The sequence below is a fragment of the Rhizobium sp. YS-1r genome (assembly GCF_000757525.1).
Classification (GTDB): Bacteria; Pseudomonadota; Alphaproteobacteria; order Rhizobiales; family Rhizobiaceae; genus Neorhizobium; species Neorhizobium petrolearium.
In genome coordinates, this window is sequence record NZ_JPYQ01000006.1 from 70963 (window position 1) to 88278 (window position 17316).

General features: G+C 60.4%; 14 protein-coding genes and 1 tRNA gene. 9 read left to right on the forward strand and 6 right to left on the reverse strand.

Features of this window, described 5'->3' with window-relative positions:
* Positions 1 to 7: 7 nt before the first annotated feature.
* From JL39_RS04780 to JL39_RS04795, 5 genes are all read right to left on the reverse strand, one after another.
* Complete coding sequence (locus tag JL39_RS04780) at positions 8 to 1291, reverse strand: efflux RND transporter periplasmic adaptor subunit (RefSeq protein WP_052182762.1); 1284 nt, start codon at positions 1289 to 1291, stop codon at positions 8 to 10.
* Positions 1292 to 1717: 426 nt separating this feature from the next.
* The gene (locus JL39_RS04785; protein WP_037146811.1) at positions 1718 to 2296 is read right to left on the reverse strand and encodes an NAD(P)H-dependent oxidoreductase; all 579 of its coding nucleotides are present in this window, start codon (positions 2294 to 2296) and stop codon (positions 1718 to 1720) included.
* 136 nt (positions 2297 to 2432) lie between these two features.
* A complete protein-coding gene (locus JL39_RS32760) occupies positions 2433 to 2558 on the reverse strand; it encodes a hypothetical protein (RefSeq protein ID WP_267950861.1) in 126 nt (41 codons plus the stop codon).
* A 151-nt stretch (positions 2559 to 2709) separates the two neighbouring features.
* Complete coding sequence (locus tag JL39_RS04790; protein WP_037146814.1) at positions 2710 to 4236, reverse strand: DegQ family serine endoprotease; 1527 nt, start codon at positions 4234 to 4236, stop codon at positions 2710 to 2712.
* A gap of 551 nt (positions 4237 to 4787) precedes the next feature.
* A tRNA-Lys gene (locus JL39_RS04795) sits at positions 4788 to 4863 on the reverse strand.
* Positions 4864 to 5064: 201 nt separating this feature from the next.
* Here JL39_RS04795 and JL39_RS04800 point away from each other — a divergent pair.
* Together JL39_RS04800 and JL39_RS04805 are read left to right on the forward strand one after the other, a co-directional pair.
* Entirely contained in the window at positions 5065 to 5820 is a 756-nt protein-coding gene (locus JL39_RS04800; RefSeq protein WP_037146816.1) for a cytochrome c biogenesis CcdA family protein, read from the forward strand.
* Positions 5821 to 5865: 45 nt separating this feature from the next.
* Positions 5866 to 6828, forward strand: a complete 963-nt coding sequence (locus tag JL39_RS04805; protein ID WP_037146821.1) for an AEC family transporter — start codon at positions 5866 to 5868, stop codon at positions 6826 to 6828.
* Here the strand turns inward: JL39_RS04805 and JL39_RS04810 are convergent.
* Positions 6805 to 8007: a UbiH/UbiF family hydroxylase gene (locus JL39_RS04810; protein ID WP_037146829.1), complete on the reverse strand. Its 1203-nt coding sequence runs from the start codon at positions 8005 to 8007 to the stop codon at positions 6805 to 6807. The two genes, JL39_RS04805 and JL39_RS04810, sit on opposite strands and share 24 nt — an antisense overlap.
* A 188-nt stretch (positions 8008 to 8195) precedes the next feature.
* Here JL39_RS04810 and pcsA point away from each other — a divergent pair, with 188 nt between their 5' ends.
* From pcsA to glmS, 7 genes are all read left to right on the forward strand, one after another.
* The gene (pcsA, locus tag JL39_RS04815) at positions 8196 to 8924 is read left to right on the forward strand and encodes a phosphatidylcholine synthase (RefSeq protein ID WP_348270557.1); all 729 of its coding nucleotides are present in this window, start codon (positions 8196 to 8198) and stop codon (positions 8922 to 8924) included.
* Between the two features lie 172 nt (positions 8925 to 9096).
* A complete protein-coding gene (locus JL39_RS04820; RefSeq protein WP_037146833.1) occupies positions 9097 to 10671 on the forward strand; it encodes an ABC transporter ATP-binding protein in 1575 nt (524 codons plus the stop codon).
* Positions 10661 to 11749 carry an ABC transporter permease gene (locus JL39_RS04825; RefSeq protein WP_037146836.1) on the forward strand — a complete coding sequence of 363 codons (1089 nt, stop codon included), beginning with the start codon at positions 10661 to 10663 and terminating at the stop codon, positions 11747 to 11749. The genes JL39_RS04820 and JL39_RS04825 overlap by 11 nt, the downstream gene beginning before the upstream one ends.
* Positions 11749 to 12663, forward strand: a complete 915-nt coding sequence (locus JL39_RS04830) for an ABC transporter permease (protein ID WP_037146839.1) — start codon at positions 11749 to 11751, stop codon at positions 12661 to 12663. Before JL39_RS04825 ends, JL39_RS04830 begins: the two co-directional genes overlap by 1 nt.
* Before the next feature lie 45 nt (positions 12664 to 12708).
* Positions 12709 to 13782 carry a BMP family ABC transporter substrate-binding protein gene (locus JL39_RS04835; RefSeq protein WP_037146844.1) on the forward strand — a complete coding sequence of 358 codons (1074 nt, stop codon included), beginning with the start codon at positions 12709 to 12711 and terminating at the stop codon, positions 13780 to 13782.
* 138 nt (positions 13783 to 13920) lie between these two features.
* On the forward strand, positions 13921 to 15282 hold the full coding sequence (gene glmU, locus JL39_RS04840; protein WP_037146846.1) for a bifunctional UDP-N-acetylglucosamine diphosphorylase/glucosamine-1-phosphate N-acetyltransferase GlmU: 1362 nt from the start codon (positions 13921 to 13923) through the stop codon (positions 15280 to 15282).
* Between the two features lie 122 nt (positions 15283 to 15404).
* A complete protein-coding gene (gene glmS / locus JL39_RS04845; RefSeq protein WP_037146848.1) occupies positions 15405 to 17231 on the forward strand; it encodes a glutamine--fructose-6-phosphate transaminase (isomerizing) in 1827 nt (608 codons plus the stop codon).
* Positions 17232 to 17316 lie beyond the last annotated feature (85 nt).

Consider the following 17316-nt stretch of genomic DNA (forward strand, 5'->3'; position numbering starts at 1 on the left):
TTGCCCCTCAGTTGGCCCGAGCCACGGCATCCGTGATCAGCAGGTCTCCTTCCGTGATGTCGCCGGATTTCAGCACCGTGAACTGCCCGTCCGTCGGGCCGGTTTCCAGCTGGACACGGGTGGGGACGCCGGCACGCAGGACCCATACGGCACGGCTGGCCGCCGAAGCCTCATCGCTGCTGCGGTTGGTGCGCAGGCGCGGTGGTGAAAAGAGCCGGGTCAGGAAACTGCCGCGATTGCCGCTGGTGGTCGCGGGTGGCGAATAGCGCAGAGCCGCATTCGGCACGAGGAGTGCATCGGAGACGGATTCCACCGTAATGTCTGCGGTTGCCGTCATGCCGGGGCGCAACAGGAGGTCGGCATTGTCGACCGTCAGGATCGCCTTGTAGGTGACGACATTGGAGACGGTTTCGGATGCAAAGCGCACAGTCTCGATGGCGGCGGGAAAGCTGCGGTCCGGATAGGCGTCGACGGAGAATTTCGCGAGTTGGCTTTCCCTCACCTGGCCGACATCCGCCTCATCGACTGAGACTTGAAGTTCCATATGCCTCAGGTCTCCGGCGATGGTGAAGAGCACCGGCGCATTGAGCGAGGAGGCAACCGTCTGGCCGGGATCCACATCGCGGGTGAGCACCACGCCGTCGATCGGCGAGACGATCTTGAGTTTCGAGAGATTGACCTCTGCAAGCTGCAGGCTGGCTTCGGCGGACAGGACTGCGGCTTCGTTGACCGCCTTGGTCGCGACGGCAGCTTCATAAGTATATTGGGCGGCGTCCAGCTCCTGCTGGCTGGAAATGCGGTTGCTGACAAGGCCGGTCAGCCGGTCAAGCGTATTCTTGGCGGATGCGGCTTCCGCTTCTGCCTTGAGCACGCTCGCCTTTGCGGAGGCAAGCTGGGCGCGAGCGCTCTGGACATCGGCCTCCTGCTTGTTGGTGTCGAGTTCGGCGAGCACATCGCCCGTCTTCACCGGGCTGTTGTAGCTGACATTGACTTTGCGCACCGTGCCGGAGAGTTCGCTCGATATATCCACCTGGTCGGTCGGCTGGACGGAGCCGGTTGCAGTGACGATGACCGAAAGATCGCCGCGCTTCACGGGCTGTGTCGTATAGTCGTATCGCGTCCCGTTGCTGCCGAAATAGGTATAGGCGCTGGCGGCAGCGATCAGAAGGACGATGGAAACGATTGGCCAGAAGAGCCAGCGGCGCTTCTTGCCGCCGCCCGACGCTGCCAGGATCGCGGCGAGATCGGGCGCATCGCTCGTCTTTACCGCTGGGTCGGGTGTCTTCTGCACGTTCAAGGTCAAGTCCCTCTTTGGATGATATATGGGACGGCCGTACGTGTCCGTCCCGCCGCCACACGGCGCGAATCCGCCGGAAGCGTGGTCGTCGCGGATTTCTCTATGCTTCCAATGACATGAAACGCGTGTAGGAGGAACTTAAATATCGGTAAGGTAGTTCTGCCTTGATCCGCATCAGACGGCGGCTCTTTTTCTGGGAACGTCGAAGCCGGCATCAATGCGGCTTCCGCGACGGCGACGCTGCCGTCTCGTTCGAAGAAGAACAGGGCGACAAATCGGTTCGTTAATGGAAAAGCCGGCATCTCGCGCGGGATGCCGGCTTTTTGTCGTTTTCAAATCTGTGATTATTGCACCGAACCCGGGACGCCGAAACGTTCCGGCCATGGTCGGAACCTTTGGGTCAACCTCTTGTGAAGAAGGTCAGGCCGTCTCGCGGGCTGTTTTCAGTGCCGCCGCCCACCAGGCGAGGTCGTCCAGCATGGTCTTCACGCCTGGCTCGAGATGGGTGAGTTCCTTGATATCCTTGCCTTGCTGCCAGACTGCGAAGAAATCGGCACCCTGGATGTGCACGCCCGGACGAGTCGGAACCATCTGTAGCTCGACGGCTATGTTGCGCAAATGCTCGACCGCACGTGCGCCTCCGACGCTGCCGTAGCCCACGGCCGCCGCCGGCTTGCGGTTCCATTCCTTGTAGGAGTAGTCGAGGGCATTCTTGAGTACGGCCGTGATCGAACGGTTGTATTCAGCTACGATAAAGATGTAGCCATCGAATTCGGCGACCTTTTTCTGCCAACGCTGACCGACTTCGTTTTCGGTTGGAACCCAGGCATTGGACGCCTTTTCATTGAAGAATGGCAGCGGGAAGTCGCGCAAGTCGACGAGTTCGAATTCCATGTCCTCGCGCTGCGACGCAGTCTCGCAAATCCACTTGGCTGGCTTTTCTCCAAAACGGACGTCGCGCGTGCTCGTGATGATGATGGCAATCTTCGGCTTGGCCATAAAATTTTCTCGCTTTCGGGAAAGGGATTTGGATGGGACCGAAGCAATATGGTCGCAAGAAGAAAATGGTCAAGCCGGCCGGAGGGCTTCGACGGGGCGGCTGCGGGGTTCACGCGATCGTGCTCGCCAAAACGGCTCAGTTCGTGGACGAGAGTTCTGTGGAGGGCGCCAGGATATTGGCGTTGCCGAGGGATTGGTCTGCATATTTGAATGCCAGGATGCTAAGCACCGAGGCGATGAGAACGACGAAAATGATCCGCATCAGGAACTCCTTCGCCCGCATAAACGGTGCCAGACATGTAGAGGTTCCGGGTTGTGTTTCAATAGAACGTGATGACCATTCATGGTCGGGGTGGGCACAGCCCGATCCCGAAGACCGGGCTGTGCCATATGATGATGCGGGATCTGGCGGTTTAGCTGACCGAGAAGGGGACCGCTACGAAGGTCTGGCTGTCGCCGCGCTGGATGAGAAGCAGGACCGATTTGCGACCGGCCTTGCCCGCATCAGCAACTGCTGCCTTGGCTTCCTTGGCTGATTTCACCGGCCGCTGGTTGACCGAGACGATGATGTCCCCGGGCTGCAGGCCGGCATCGGTTGCCGGCTTGTCGGGGGCGACGCTTTCGATCACCGCCCCGCTTTCCCGGCGCGGCAGGTTGAGCGCCTGGCGAACATCCGGGGTAATGTCGCCAAGGCCGACGCCGATCGTCGGAACGCGTTGTGCGGCCGGGCTCGACTTGTCGCCGTTATCGGCGGAGGCCTGCTGCTGGTCGTCCTGGTTGCCGCCGATCGTGATGCGCAGGTCCCTGGTCTCGCCTTCGCGCCACACGGTGAGGCTTTCCCTGGCTCCTGGCGCGAGATCGGCGACCATGCGCGACAGGTCGCGGGGTGATTTGATCTCCTGCCCGCCGAGGGCGGTGATGACGTCGCCGGTCTCGATGCCGGCCCGGGACGCCGGCGTGTCATCGCTCACATTGGCGACCAGCGCGCCTTCAGGCCTGCCAAGGCCGATGGCGCTCGCAACGTCCGCCGTTACCGGCTGGATCTGCACGCCGATGAAGCCATGCTCGATCGAGCCGTCCTTCATCAGCTTGGCGACAACCTTTTGCGCCTGATCGGAGGGAATCGCGAAGCCGACGCCGACGCTACCGCCATTCGGCGAGTAGATAGCGGTGTTGATACCGATCACCTTGCCCTGGAGATCGACAAGCGGGCCACCGGAGTTTCCGTGATTGATCGGTGCGTCGATCTGGATGAAGTCATCGTAGGGACCGCTGTGCAGGTCACGGCCGCGGGCAGAGACGATGCCGGCGGTGACCGTCGTACCGATGCCGAAGGGATTGCCGATCGCAAGGATCTGGTCGCCGGCGTTGAGCCTGTCGGAATCACCCCAGTTAACGGTGGCAAGCGGCTTCGGCGCATTGATCTTGATGACGGCGAGATCGGATTTCGGGTCGGCGCCGACGAGCTTGGCGGGTAGTTCCGTGCCGTCGTCCAAGGTTACCCTGATGCTCGTCGCGCTGTCGATCACGTGATTGTTGGTGACGATATAGCCGTCTGCGGCGATGATAAAACCGGAACCGAGGGCCTCTGCATGCGGGGTCGGGCGTTGCGGCATCTGGCGCGGGATCGGAATGCCCTGCTGGCCGAAGAACTGCCTGAACTGCTCATCGAAGGGTGAAGCATCGCTGAATGGCGAATTGTCGCCAGTATCGGCATTCTGGGCTTTCATCACGGTGGTGATGGTGACGACGGCCGGCTTGTCGGCTGCGACGATCGGTGCGAAGGAACCGCCCGGGGCGACTGTGCCGGTAATCGGCGCAGTGTCGGTCGCGGCCTCGGCGGCGTTGAGGCCGAAGATGACGGGCATGGCAAGCGGAGCAACGGCAATGGCTGCACCAAGAAGGGCGGCGAGGCGGTGTTTGCGAAGGATATCGGACATGCTGGTTTTCCTTTCTGATTGATGGCTCCGGCCCCGCCTTGATGACGGGTTCCGGGGCGAGGGGGATCGAAGCCGCGGACTAAGCCCGCGGCCGATCGGCTTTCGGTGAGGTCAGAAGAGAAGGAGAGCCAGGTAGACCACGGAATGGTCGTGCTCTTCGGAAGTTCAGTTCGGTGGATGGCGTAGCCGGATTGGTGGGCGACGATCTATCGACATGAACGAGCGCATGGCGCCTCCGTTCTTGATCAAAGAAGTTCAATCGGCTGTCTCATACCGTCGCGTCGCGGCATGTGCGGCCGCCGGCGGTATTCAGTCTTGCATCGAAAACTACGCCTCGAAGCCGCGATAGTCAGCTTAACAATTGATAAGGTTATAGACCGGCGACCTGTCGGATTTTCGGCCGAAACCTGAGTTTCGGGAGCGCGGAAAAATTAGAATAATTGATGTTTATCAATTGTTTGCCCGCATCCTATTCGCCGACGCGCGTTCGATGAAACCTGAATTCTTTGTAAGAATGATGTTTCTGCTGAGAAGATGAAGAATTTTTAAGGTGGTGAGAACGCAGGGATTCGAACCCTGGACCTACTGATTAAAAGTCAGTTGCTCTACCGGCTGAGCTACGCTCTCCCGTGGTGCGCTGCAGCGCGTCCTTGAAAGTGCGCGGAACATATGCAGGTGACCCGTTGCGGTCAACCCGCAAAAACAGCAAAAATGCGGCTTCTTGCCGCTTTTCCATGATGATGCGAAAAGGTGATTGGCATTCGCCGCCTTGAATCGGTACGTGAAGCGCAATGCCGGGTCTGAAAAGACTGCCATCCGGAGCCACACGTGTCGATTGCCGAAGTATCATTGCTGAGTGCGCTTCTTGCCGGCGCGCTGTCGTTCCTTTCCCCCTGCGTGCTGCCGCTCGTGCCGCCCTATCTTTGTTATATGGCGGGCATTTCCGTTGAACAGTTCCGCGGCGGCGGTGCCGCGGTTGCCGAGTTCAGGAGCGGAACGCGCAGGGCGGTGCTGATGTCTGCGCTGTTCTTCACCCTGGGATTCGCAACCGTTTTCGTGGCACTTGGGGCAGGGGCCTCGACGATCGGCGTACTGCTGCGCCAGCATCTGGACCTTCTCTCCAAGATCGGCGGTCTGATCATCATCGCCATGGGCCTCAACTTCCTCGGCGTCTTCCGAATCGGTTTCCTGGCCCGCGAGGCGCGCTTCCAGGGCGGCGGGCAGCCGGCAACTCTCTCGGGCGCCTATGTCATGGGGCTCGCCTTTGCCTTCGGATGGACGCCGTGTATAGGTCCGGTGCTCGGCGCCATTCTTGGTGTTGCCGCCTCGCGCGACACCGTAGGCGAGGGGGCTATGCTGCTTGCCATCTATTCGCTCGGCCTTGCCGTGCCCTTCTGGATCGCCGCCGGCTTTTCGGGAGCCTTCATGCGGTTCCTGACGCGCTTCCGCCGCCATCTCGGCACGGTCGAGAAAGTCATGGGCGTATTCCTGATCCTGACCGGTCTCGCCTTCATCTTCGGCTTCGTCAGTTCTGCCGCGATATGGTTCCAGCAGACCTTTCCAATCCTCATGCAAATCGGTTAACGGGAATCTCCTTCCAACGCGACCCGGGACCTTGGGCTGGCAAAGATGGCCGACATTATTGCAATGCTGTTGCCCTTCTTCGGGCTGATCTTCATCGGTTACCTCGCTGCCAAGGTTACCAAACAGCCCGCCGAAGCGCTTGGCTGGATGAACACTTTCATCATCTACGCAGCACTTCCGGCGCTGTTCTTCAAACTCGTCTCGCGCACGCCGGTCGAACAGTTGACCCGGGTCGACTTCATTCTCGGCGAGATCGGCGCGACCTATCTGATCTTCTTCCTTCTTTTTCTCATCGGCTTCTTCATCAGGCGCAATTCCTTCGCCGATTGCACAATCCAATCGTTTGCGGGTGCCTATGGCAATATCGGTTACATGGGACCGGGGCTGGCGCTGCTGGCCTTCGGTGAAGCGGCCGCCGTGCCGGTGGCGTTGATCGTTTGCTTCGAGAATGCCGCGCATTTCATCGTTGCGCCTGCCATGATGGCGGCCGCCGGGGACGACAGGCGCCCGGCGATCCGGGTTGCGGCCGACATTGCCCGAAGGGTGGCATTGCACCCGTTCATCATCTCGACCGTGCTGGGCTTCTGTTTTGCCGCCCTGGCGATCAGGCCGCCGGAGGCATTCCAGCGCCTGGTCGATTATCTGGCGCAGGCGGCAGCCCCTTGCGCTCTCTTCGCCATGGGGGTGACGCTGGCGCTGAGGCCCATCCGCCGCGTGCCCGTGGAGATCGGCTATATCGCCGTTTTCAAGCTGGCCATGCTGCCGATGACGACCTATGTGGTGCTGTCGCTGATCGGCAACTTCGATCCCGTCTGGATCTACTCGGCGACCCTGCTTTCGGCGCTGCCGACGGCGACGAACGTTTTCGTCATCAGCCAGCAATATCACGTCTGGCAGGAAAGGGCGTCCGCGAGCATCCTGATCATCACCGTACTCTCGGTGCTGACCTTGCCGGTGTTTCTCTACCTCATCAACGCTGGAATTCTACCGCCGGACCTCATTCCTTAAGGCGTCAAGGACGGCACGGAACCCGCGGCCAGGCTCGATTCCCTCGCGCATCAGCAGATTGCGGAGCGGCGGGGCGCTGCCGAGGAAATGCAGGCCGGCTGCACGCAGCATCTGCACGGGCAGGAAATCCGACAGCAGAGAGCGGTTGAGAACGTCGACGCCGAAGGTGCGGCTCATGACGTCCGGCCGCCGGCGCCGGTTGAAACGATCGCCTGCATCCGCCGGGATCGGCCGGTCGCCGATGGGGGCGAGAAGCTCGGAAAGGGCGATCACGTCGCGCAGCGACAGGTTGAGGCCCTGCGCGCCGATCGGCGGGAAGGCATGCGCGGCTTCGCCGATCAGGGCTAGGCGCCCCTTGCCGAAACGGTCCGCCATCAGGCTTGAAAGCGGCCATATCTGCGGGGTGTCTTCCACCGTCACCTTGCCGAGCATGGACTGCATGCGATTTTCAATAGCCTGCGACAGGTCTTCGACGGGCAGAGCGACGAGGCGCTGAGCTTCCTTCGGCGTCACGACCCAGACAAGACTGGAGCGAAGGCCCGGAAGCGGAACCTGGGTAAAAGGTCCAGTCTCCGTGTGGAATTCGGTCGAGACATTGCCGTGCGGCAGCGTATGGGCGAAATTCAGCACCAGTGCCGATTGGCTGTAGGACCAACGGCGCACGCCGATTCCGGCCGCGTCGCGGGTCTTTGACTTCCGCCCATCGGCCCCCACGATAAAATCGACCGTGATGGTGGAGGCATCCGAAAGCGTGATCGCTGCCCGTTCGGCGGAATAATCCACGGTTTGAACGCTCTGCGTAATCTTGGTGATGTTCGGTTCCGCGGTGACGGCTGCATCCAGCGTCCCGGACAGCGCCTTGTTCGGGATGTTGTAGCCGAAGGCATAAAGGCCGACATCCTGTGCCCGGAACTGTGTCGTCGGCGCCCGCAGCAGCCGCTTCGTGCCATCGATGATCTGCATGATGGACAGGGCCGCCGCCGAGGGGGCAATATCATCCCACACGCCGAGCCGTTCCAGGAAGCGGATCGACTGGTCCATCAGGGCCGTCGTGCGCTCGTCTGCTTTTTCGGATACGGGAGCAATGAGGGCTACCTTGCGCCCGGCGCGCGCGAGAGCCAGGGCCGCAAGCGATCCGGCAAGCCCCCCGCCCACCACGGCGATCTCGAAATGCTGCATTTCCGTTGTCCTGATCTGCGAATATCCTTGACGAAACTATTTAGAACTTCAAAGCGTGCATATCCATGGGGCATCGCGGCGCAGCATAGAAAAAGCAAGGGTTTATCCGCGCCGCGTAGGGCTGGCAGGTTGCAAAGCGTGCTGATTGGCCGCATACCAGCCCAACGAGAGAGAGGTGGACTGGCGGCGTGATCAGACGAATCTTCAACTACCGGAAAGTTCCTTATGCGGAAATGCGCGCCTTTTCGGTTCATCTTCTAACTGCTTCGGGTTCGTTCCTGGCCTTCCTGGGTGTTGTCGCGGCAGCCGAACACCGCTTTGTGGACATGTTCTGGTGGCTCGGCCTTGCGCTGCTTGTCGACGGTATCGACGGACCGATTGCCCGCAAGGTGCGGGTCAAGGAAGTCCTGCCCAACTGGTCGGGCGACACACTCGACAATATCATCGACTACGTGACCTATGTCCTGCTGCCGGCTTTCGCACTCTACCAGAGCGGCATGATCGGCGAGCCCTGGTCCTTCTTCGCTGCCGGCGCGATCGTCGTATCAAGCGCCGTCTATTACGCCGACACGGGCATGAAGACGGAGGAATATTTCTTCTCCGGTTTCCCGGTCGTCTGGAACATGGTGATCTTCACGCTTTTTGCTATCGATGCCAGTGCGTTGACGGCGCTGATCGTCGTCTCAATCTCCGTGATCCTCACGTTCCTGCCGATCAATTTCCTGCATCCGGTGCGGGTGAAACGCTTGAGACCATTCAACCTCGCCGTCTGCCTTGTCTGGTGCGCACTGGGTGGCTATGCACTCCTCCTGCATTTCGCCACGCCGGACTGGGTGGCCTGGGGCGTCGTCGTGAGTGGCATCTACCTTTATTGCATCGGCGCCGCGCTGCAGCTTTTCCCCAATCTGGGGAAATAGTTGGACGTTGCTTCTTGTGCTTTTTCTTTGATGTTGTGCGAAGCAACAAAAACGGTATCAATATGACAAAAGAACGCTCAGCATCAGGCTTGAGAAGCGTTCAAAGAACAATGCGCCGCCGTGCCGGCCGAGCCTCGCAAGAAGGTTGGACACAGGCGAAACAGGGGGTTCAGTGACGTTATCCGAAGGTCCGGCGACCGTTCCGCTCTTGTCGGTTCGAGGTTTGACCAAACTTTTCGGCAGCTTCGCCGCCTGCAGTGCGATCGATCTGGATATCGCGCCGGGCGAGATTCATGCGCTTCTCGGCGAAAACGGTGCCGGCAAATCCACCCTGGTCAAGATGCTTTTCGGCGTGCTGCAACCGAGCGCGGGTCGGATCCTTTGGGACGGCTCACCAATGACAATCGCTTCGCCTGGCGAAGCCCGCCATCTCGGCATCGGCATGGTCTTCCAGCATTTCTCGCTTTTCGAGGCGCTGACGGTGGCCGAAAACATCGCGCTGTCGCTCGACCCGAGAATTTCGCTGTCGAGGATTTCCGACGAAGCGGCGTCGCTTTCGAAAGCCTATGGTCTGCCGCTCGATCCCAAGGCGCATGTGGCGGACCTTTCCGTCGGCGAGCGCCAGCGCATCGAGATCGTTCGCGCCCTGCTGCAAAATCCCAAGCTGATCATCCTCGACGAGCCGACCTCGGTTCTGACGCCGCAGGAGGCTGATCGTCTGTTCGAGACGCTTTTCAAGCTGAAGGCCGAAGGTCGATCGGTTCTCTACATCAGCCATCGGCTGGAGGAGGTGCGGCGCATCTGCGACCGTGCCACCGTGCTTCGTCACGGCAAGGTTACCGGCGCCTGCGACCCGAAGCAGGAGACGCCGGCCTCGCTCGCCCGCATGATGGTCGGCTCCGAAGTGGCCGAAGTGCATCGGGATGGCGAAGCGCCGCTTGGGGATACCTGCATCGAGGTCAGCGATCTTTCGGTGCCGGCGCGCACGCCCTTTGCCGTCTCGCTGAAGAATATCTCGATGAAGGTGCGGGCCGGAGAGGTGCTGGCGATCGCAGGCGTCGCCGGCAACGGCCAGGGTGAACTCTTCGATGCGCTGTCGGGCGAATATCCCGTCGCCGAAGACGAGGCGATCCGTATCCGCGGCAAGGCGGTCGGCCACACCGGCATCAACGGACGCAGACTGCTCGGTGCCGGCTTCGTGCCGGAGGAGCGCCATGGCCATGCGGCTGTCCCGGCTATGCCGCTTTCCGACAATCTTTTGCTCGCCCGCAGTCAGTCGGATAGGAAGGCATTTTTATCTGCAGGCTTGGCCGCAATCGTCCGCCACGATGCGATCCGTTCGGCGACGCGGCGCATCTGCGAGGCGATGGATGTGAGAAAAAGCGGTGAGGATCCGCTCGCGGGCTCGCTTTCCGGCGGCAATCTGCAGAAATTCATCGTCGGGCGCGAGCTTGACCGTCAGCCGGCTATGCTGGTCGTCAATCAGCCGACCTGGGGTGTCGATGCGGGTGCGGCAAGCCGCATTCGCCAGGCGCTGATCGATTTGGCAAAGGCAGGCTCGGCCGTTGTTGTTATCAGCCAGGATCTGGACGAGATTTTCGAAGTCGCGACCAATATCGCCGTAATCTCGGAAGGCAGGTTGTCCACGGCGTATCCGGCCGGAACGCTCAGCCTCGAGCGCATCGGCCTCATGATGGGTGGCATCCACGAGAGCCATTCAATTCCGGAGGCGGCGCATGCGCATTGAGCTTGAAAAGCGCGCCCGCGTCTCGACGCTGTTCTCGATCCTGTCGCCGCTGCTTGCGCTGGCGCTCACATTGATCTTCGGCGCGGTCATGTTCTGGCTGCTCGGAAAAAACCCGCTTAACGCACTCTACGTTTATTTCGTCGAGCCGCTGCTGGAAGTCTGGTCACTGCACGAACTGGCGACCAAGGCGGCGCCGCTCATCCTCATCGGTGTCGGGCTTGCGGTCTGCTACCGGTCCAACAATTGGAACATTGGCGCAGAAGGCCAGTTTACCATCGGCGCGATTACCGGTTCGATCCTGCCGGTCCTGTATCCCGACTGGCATTCACCGATGATCCTGCCGCTCATGCTGATCATGGGAATGGCGGGCGGCGCGCTTTATGCCGGGATCCCGGCCCTCTTGAAGACCCGCTTCAACACCAACGAGATCCTGACGAGCCTCATGCTGGTCTATATCGCCCAGCTCTATCTCGACTGGTTGGTACGCGGTCCGTGGCGCGACCCGCAGGGATACAACTTCCCGCAGACCAAGAGTTTTCAGGTCGAGGCGGTCCTGCCGGAAATACTCTCCTCCGGCCGCGCCCATTGGGCCTTCGTCTTCGCGATTATCGCAGCCGTCGCGCTCTGGTTCATGATGCGCTTCATGCTGAAAGGGTTCGAAGTTTCCGTGCTCGGTCAATCAGAAAGGGCAGGGCGCTTTGCCGGCTTTTCTGCTCGCCGCATGGTGTGGTTTTCGATGCTGCTCTCCGGCGCTCTGGCGGGGCTTGCCGGTATATCGGAAGTGTCAGGCTCGATCGGCCATGTGCAGCCCACCATCTCGCCCGGCTATGGCTTCACCGCCATCATCGTCGCCTTCCTCGGACGCCTCAATCCGCTCGGCATTATCGCCTCGGGCCTTGTGCTGGCGCTGACTTATCTCGGTGGCGAAGCGGCGCAGCTTTCGATCGGCATTTCGGACAAGGTCAGCCGCGTTTTCCAAGGGCTGCTGCTTTTCTTCGTACTTTCCTGTGACACGCTCATTCACTACAGAATTCGACTGATCGTTGCAGGCACCAAACCGGCGGAGGTGAAGGCCTGATGTTCGAGGCTATCCTCCTTACCGTCATCACCGCATCGACACCGCTCGTCATTGCGTCGCTTGGTGAGCTTGTGACGGAACGCGCCGGCGTGCTGAACCTCGGTGTCGAAGGGATGATGATCATGGGCGCAGTCTGCGCCTTCGCCGCCGCGCAACTGACCGGCTCGCCTCATCTCGGCATTCCTGCCGGCATTCTGGGCGGGGCGATTTTCTCGCTGCTCTTCGGCTTTCTGACGCTGACGCTCGTTGCCAACCAGGTGGCGACCGGCCTTGCACTCACCATTCTGGGGCTTGGTCTTTCCGGCCAGATCGGCGAGGCGTTCGTCGGCCAGCCCGGCATCAAGCTGCCGCCGATCGTCATCCCGCTGCTCTCGGATATTCCGTTCGTCGGCCGGGTTCTCTTCAGCCAGGACCTGATCTTCTATCTGTCCATCGCGCTGGTGATCGGCATCAACTGGTTCCTGTTCAGGAGCCGCACCGGCTTGCAGGTCCGGGCAATCGGCGACAGCCATGCCTCCGCTCATGCGCTGGGCATCAATGTCATCCGCACACGCTATCTGGCGGTCATGTTCGGCGGTGCCTGCGCCGGGCTTGCCGGAGCGCAGCTCTCGCTCGTCTATACGCCGCAATGGGTGGAGAACATGTCTGCCGGCCGGGGCTGGATCGCATTGGCGCTCGTCGTCTTCGCCTCATGGAGGCCATGGCGTGTGCTTGCCGGCGGTTATCTTTTCGGTGCAGTCGGGGTTGGCCAATTGCACGCGCAGGCCTTCGGTGTCGGCCTGCCTTCACAACTGCTGTCCGCCCTTCCATATGCGGCCACTATTGTCGTGCTGATCATCATCTCGCATAATCGCCGCACGACGCTCATCAATACGCCGGCATCGCTCGGGAAACCCTTTGTCCCCGACCGGTGACCGCGGTGCAAAAACAAACGTCTTCAAGCCAATAGAGGTTCGGAAATGAAGAAACTGATTATTGCCCTTGCCGCATCGGCCGCCTTGCTCGGCGGGTTTTCGACCGGCGCCCAGGCCCAGGAAAAGAAGAAGGTCTGTTTCATCTACGTCGGGTCGAAGACGGACGGCGGGTGGACACAGGCGCATGACCTCGGCCGCCAGGAGCTCCAGAAGGCTCTCGATGACAAGATCGAGACGCCCTTCCTGGAAAACGTTCCGGAGGGCCCGGATGCCGAGCGCGCCATCGAGCGTATGGCCCGGTCCGGCTGCGCCATGGTCTTTACCACGTCTTTCGGCTTCATGGACGCCACCGTCAAGGTGGCTCAAAAGTTTCCGGACGTGAAGTTCGAACATGCGACCGGCTTCAAGTCGGCTCCGAATCTCGCAACCTACAACTCACGCTTCTATGAAGGTCGCTATATCCAGGGGCAGATCGCTGCGAAGATGTCGAAGAAGGGGCTGGCAGGCTATATCGCTTCCTTCCCGATCCCGGAAGTGGTGATGGGCATCAACGCCTTTGAGCTCGGCGCCAAGTCGATCAACCCGAACTTCAAGCTGAAGGTGGTCTGGGCCAATACCTGGTTCGATCCCGGCAAGGAAGCCGACGCTGCGAAGGCTCTCATCGACCAGGGCGTCGATATTCTGACCCAGCACACCGACACGACGGCTCCGATGCAGGTCGCGGCCGAGCGAGGCATCCTGGCGTTCGGGCAGGCTTCCGACATGATCGCCGCCGGCCCGAAAACCCAGCTCACCGCGATCGTAGACACCTGGGGTGCCTATTACATCAAGCGCACCAAGGCACTCCTCGACGGCACCTGGAAATCCGAACAGATCTGGGACGGCTTGAAGGACGGCATCCTGACCATGGCGCCCTATACCAACATGCCGGACGACGTGAAGGCGATGGCCGAGGAGACCGAAGCCAAGATCAAGTCGGGTGAACTCCATCCCTTCACCGGCCCGATCAACAAGCAGGACGGCACTGCCTGGCTTGCTGCGGGCGAAAAGGCTCAGGATGGCGTTTTGCTCGGCATGAATTTCTATGTTGAAGGCGTCGACGACAAGCTGCCTCAATAGTGTCTGATCCACTTCCCTTTTGGGAAGCATGGAGGGCGTCCTCGGGCGCCCTTTTTGTTTCTGCTGCACACAAGCCGTTTATCGCGCTTCAACTGTCTTGCTGCTAAAAGCCGGGCAATTGCATGAAGGAGATTCCCGATGAGCCGTTCCTGCCTTGCCGTCATCCTCGCCGCCGGCGATAGCACACGCATGAGGTCATCGATGTCAAAGGTGCTGCATCCGGTGGCCGGTCGGCCGATGATCGCGCATGTGATGGCCGCGGTCGCATCGACGGGCGTTTCCGCCGCAGCGCTCGTGGTCGGCCGGGATGCGGATGCGGTTGCCAAAGCGGGCGCTGTCGAGGGCGTTACGGTCGAGGCCTTTCTCCAGGCCGAACGACGCGGAACGGGCCATGCGGTCCTCACAGCAAAAGATGCCATCGCTCACGGCTACGACGATGTGTTGATTGCCTATGGTGACGTGCCGCTGGTGACATCCGCGACCTTTACCCTGGCGCGTGAAGGACTTGCTGACGGGGCGGATGTCGTGGTGATCGGCTTTCATACCGACAAGCCGACTGGTTACGGTCGGCTCCTTGTCGAAAACGGCGAACTCATCGCCATTCGCGAGGAGAAAGATGCAAGCGAGGAAGAACGCAAGGTCACCTGGTGCAACAGCGGCTTGATGGCGATCGATGGCCGCAAGGCGCTGTCGCTTCTCGAAAAAATCAGCAACAACAATGCCAAGGGTGAATATTATCTTACCGATCTGGTCGAGATCGCGCGCGCTGACGGCGGCAGGGTGGTGGCCGTCGATGCACCCGAAACGGAGGTCGCCGGCTGCAACAACCGCGCCGAGCTTGCCGCCCTTGAAAGGCTGTGGCAGGAGCGCCGCCGCCACGAACTGATGCTCTCGGGCGTCACCATGGTCGCGCCGGAGACTGTCTTCCTTTCCTACGATACCGAAATCGGCCAGGACGCATTTATCGAGCCGAATGTCTTTTTCGGACCTGGCGTGAAGGTCGAGGCCGGGGCTCTCATTCATGCCTTTTCGCATATGGAGCGCGCCCATATCGGGGCGGGGGCGGAAATAGGTCCGTTTGCGCGCCTCCGGCCAGGCGCTACGTTGCTTTCCAAGTCAAAGGTCGGCAATTTCTGCGAGGTCAAGAATGCCGAGATTGGCGAGGGAGCCAAGGTCAATCACCTGACCTATATCGGCGATGCGTTCGTCGGGGCCCATTCGAACATCGGCGCGGGTGCCATCACCTGCAACTATGACGGTGTGAACAAGCACGTGACCCGCATCGGCGCGAATGCCTTCATCGGCTCGAATTCTTCGCTGGTAGCGCCGGTTTCGATCGGCGACGGCGCCTATGTGGCCTCCGGCAGCGTGATTACCGAAGACGTGCCCGCCGATGCGCTGGCCCTTGGCCGTGCACGCCAGGAAATGAAGCCTGGGCGTGCCAAAGTGATCCGGGAGCGTGCGCTTGCTTTCAAGGCCGCTAAAAAAGCAGCGAAATAAACAAGAGCACCTTAACCGCCAACCATTACTTTCCGACATCGAAAGTGACTACTGAACCGATTGCGCAAAACGCGTAATCGGATAGGAATTCACGCGGTTCAACCAAGCGGAGATAAGCATCCATGTGCGGGATTGTCGGGATCGTCGGAAGAGGGCCGGTAGCATCACGCTTGGTTGATGCGCTTCGGCGGCTCGAATATCGCGGTTATGATTCCGCCGGAATCGCGACGATCTGCGAGGGCCGGATGGATCGCCGCCGGGCCGAGGGCAAGCTGTTCAATCTTGAAAAGAAGCTCGATGCGGAACCGTTGCCCGGCACGATCGGTATTGCCCACACCCGTTGGGCGACCCATGGCGTGCCGAATGAAACCAACGCGCATCCGCATTTCGTCGCGGGTGTCGCCGTCGTCCACAACGGCATCATCGAGAACTTTTCCGAACTGAAGGACGAACTGCTTGCCGAAGGCGCCGTCTTCGAGAGCCAGACCGATACGGAAGTCGTGGCGCATCTGCTCGCCAAATACACCCGCCAGGGCATGGATCACCGCGAGGCCATGCTTGCCATGCTTAACCGCGTCTCCGGGGCCTATGCGCTCGTCGTGATGTTCGAAGACGATCCGGACACGATCATGGCTGCGCGTTTCGGACCGCCACTGGCGATCGGCCATGGCCGGGGCGAGATGTTTTTGGGCTCCGACGCGATCGCGTTGTCGCCTTTCACCAATGAGATCACCTATCTGGTGGATGGCGATTGCGCCATCATGACCCACAAAGGTGTCGAGATTATCGATTACGAAGGCAAGCTGCTCAAGCGGCAGAGCCAGATTTCTCAAGCCACCGCCTTCATGGTGGACAAGGGCAACCACCGCCATTTCATGGAGAAGGAGATCTACGAGCAGCCTGAGATCATTTCTCACGCGCTCGGCAACTATATCGATTTTGCCGCTCATACGGTGAAGAAGAACGATACGGCGATCGATTTCGGCAAGGTCTCCGGCCTGGCAATCGCCGCTTGCGGTACAGCCTATCTTTCGGGCCTGATCGGCAAATACTGGTTCGAGCGTTATGCACGCCTGCCCGTCGAGATCGATGTTGCCTCCGAATTCCGTTACCGCGAATTGCCGCTGTCGCCCTCGCAGGCGGCATTGTTCATCTCGCAGTCCGGGGAGACGGCGGATACGCTGGCCTCGCTACGTTACTGCAAGGATCAGGGCTTGAAGATCGGAGCGGTGGTGAACGTCAGGGAATCCACCATTGCCCGCGAAGCGGACGCGATCTTCCCGATCCTCGCCGGACCGGAGATCGGCGTCGCGTCTACCAAGGCCTTTACTTGCCAGTTGGCCGTCCTGGCTGCACTTGCGATCGGCGCCGGTCGCGCCCGTGGCACCGTGAATGCAGACGACGAAAAGGCGATGGTCAAGCATCTTGCCGAGATGCCGCGTATCATGAGTCGGGTGTTGAACGACATCCAGCCCGAGATCGAGGGCCTGTCTCGTGAACTCTCCCGTTTCAAGGATGTTCTTTATCTTGGTCGCGGCACGAGCTTTCCGCTTGCCATGGAAGGTGCGCTGAAGCTCAAGGAAATCTCCTATATCCATGCGGAGGGTTATGCCGCCGGCGAGCTGAAGCATGGGCCGATCGCGCTGATCGACGAGAACATGCCGGTAATCGTGATCGCGCCGCACGATCGTTTCTTCGAAAAGACCGTCTCCAACATGCAGGAAGTGGCGGCGCGCGGTGGCAGGATCATCTTCATCACCGACGAGAAAGGGGCAGCCGCCTCGAAACTGCCGACCATGGCGACCATTGCGCTGCCAAATGTGGACGAGATCATCGCGCCGATGATCTTTTCGCTGCCGATCCAGTTGCTTGCCTATCACACGGCAGTCTTCATGGGCACGGATGTCGATCAGCCGCGCAACCTGGCGAAATCCGTCACTGTCGAGTGATCTCTGCGGCTTTTTCTTGCAACGCAGTATCGCATCCGGCATTGTCGCCTCGATGAATGCTGCAATGTTTAGATGGGTCAGGGAA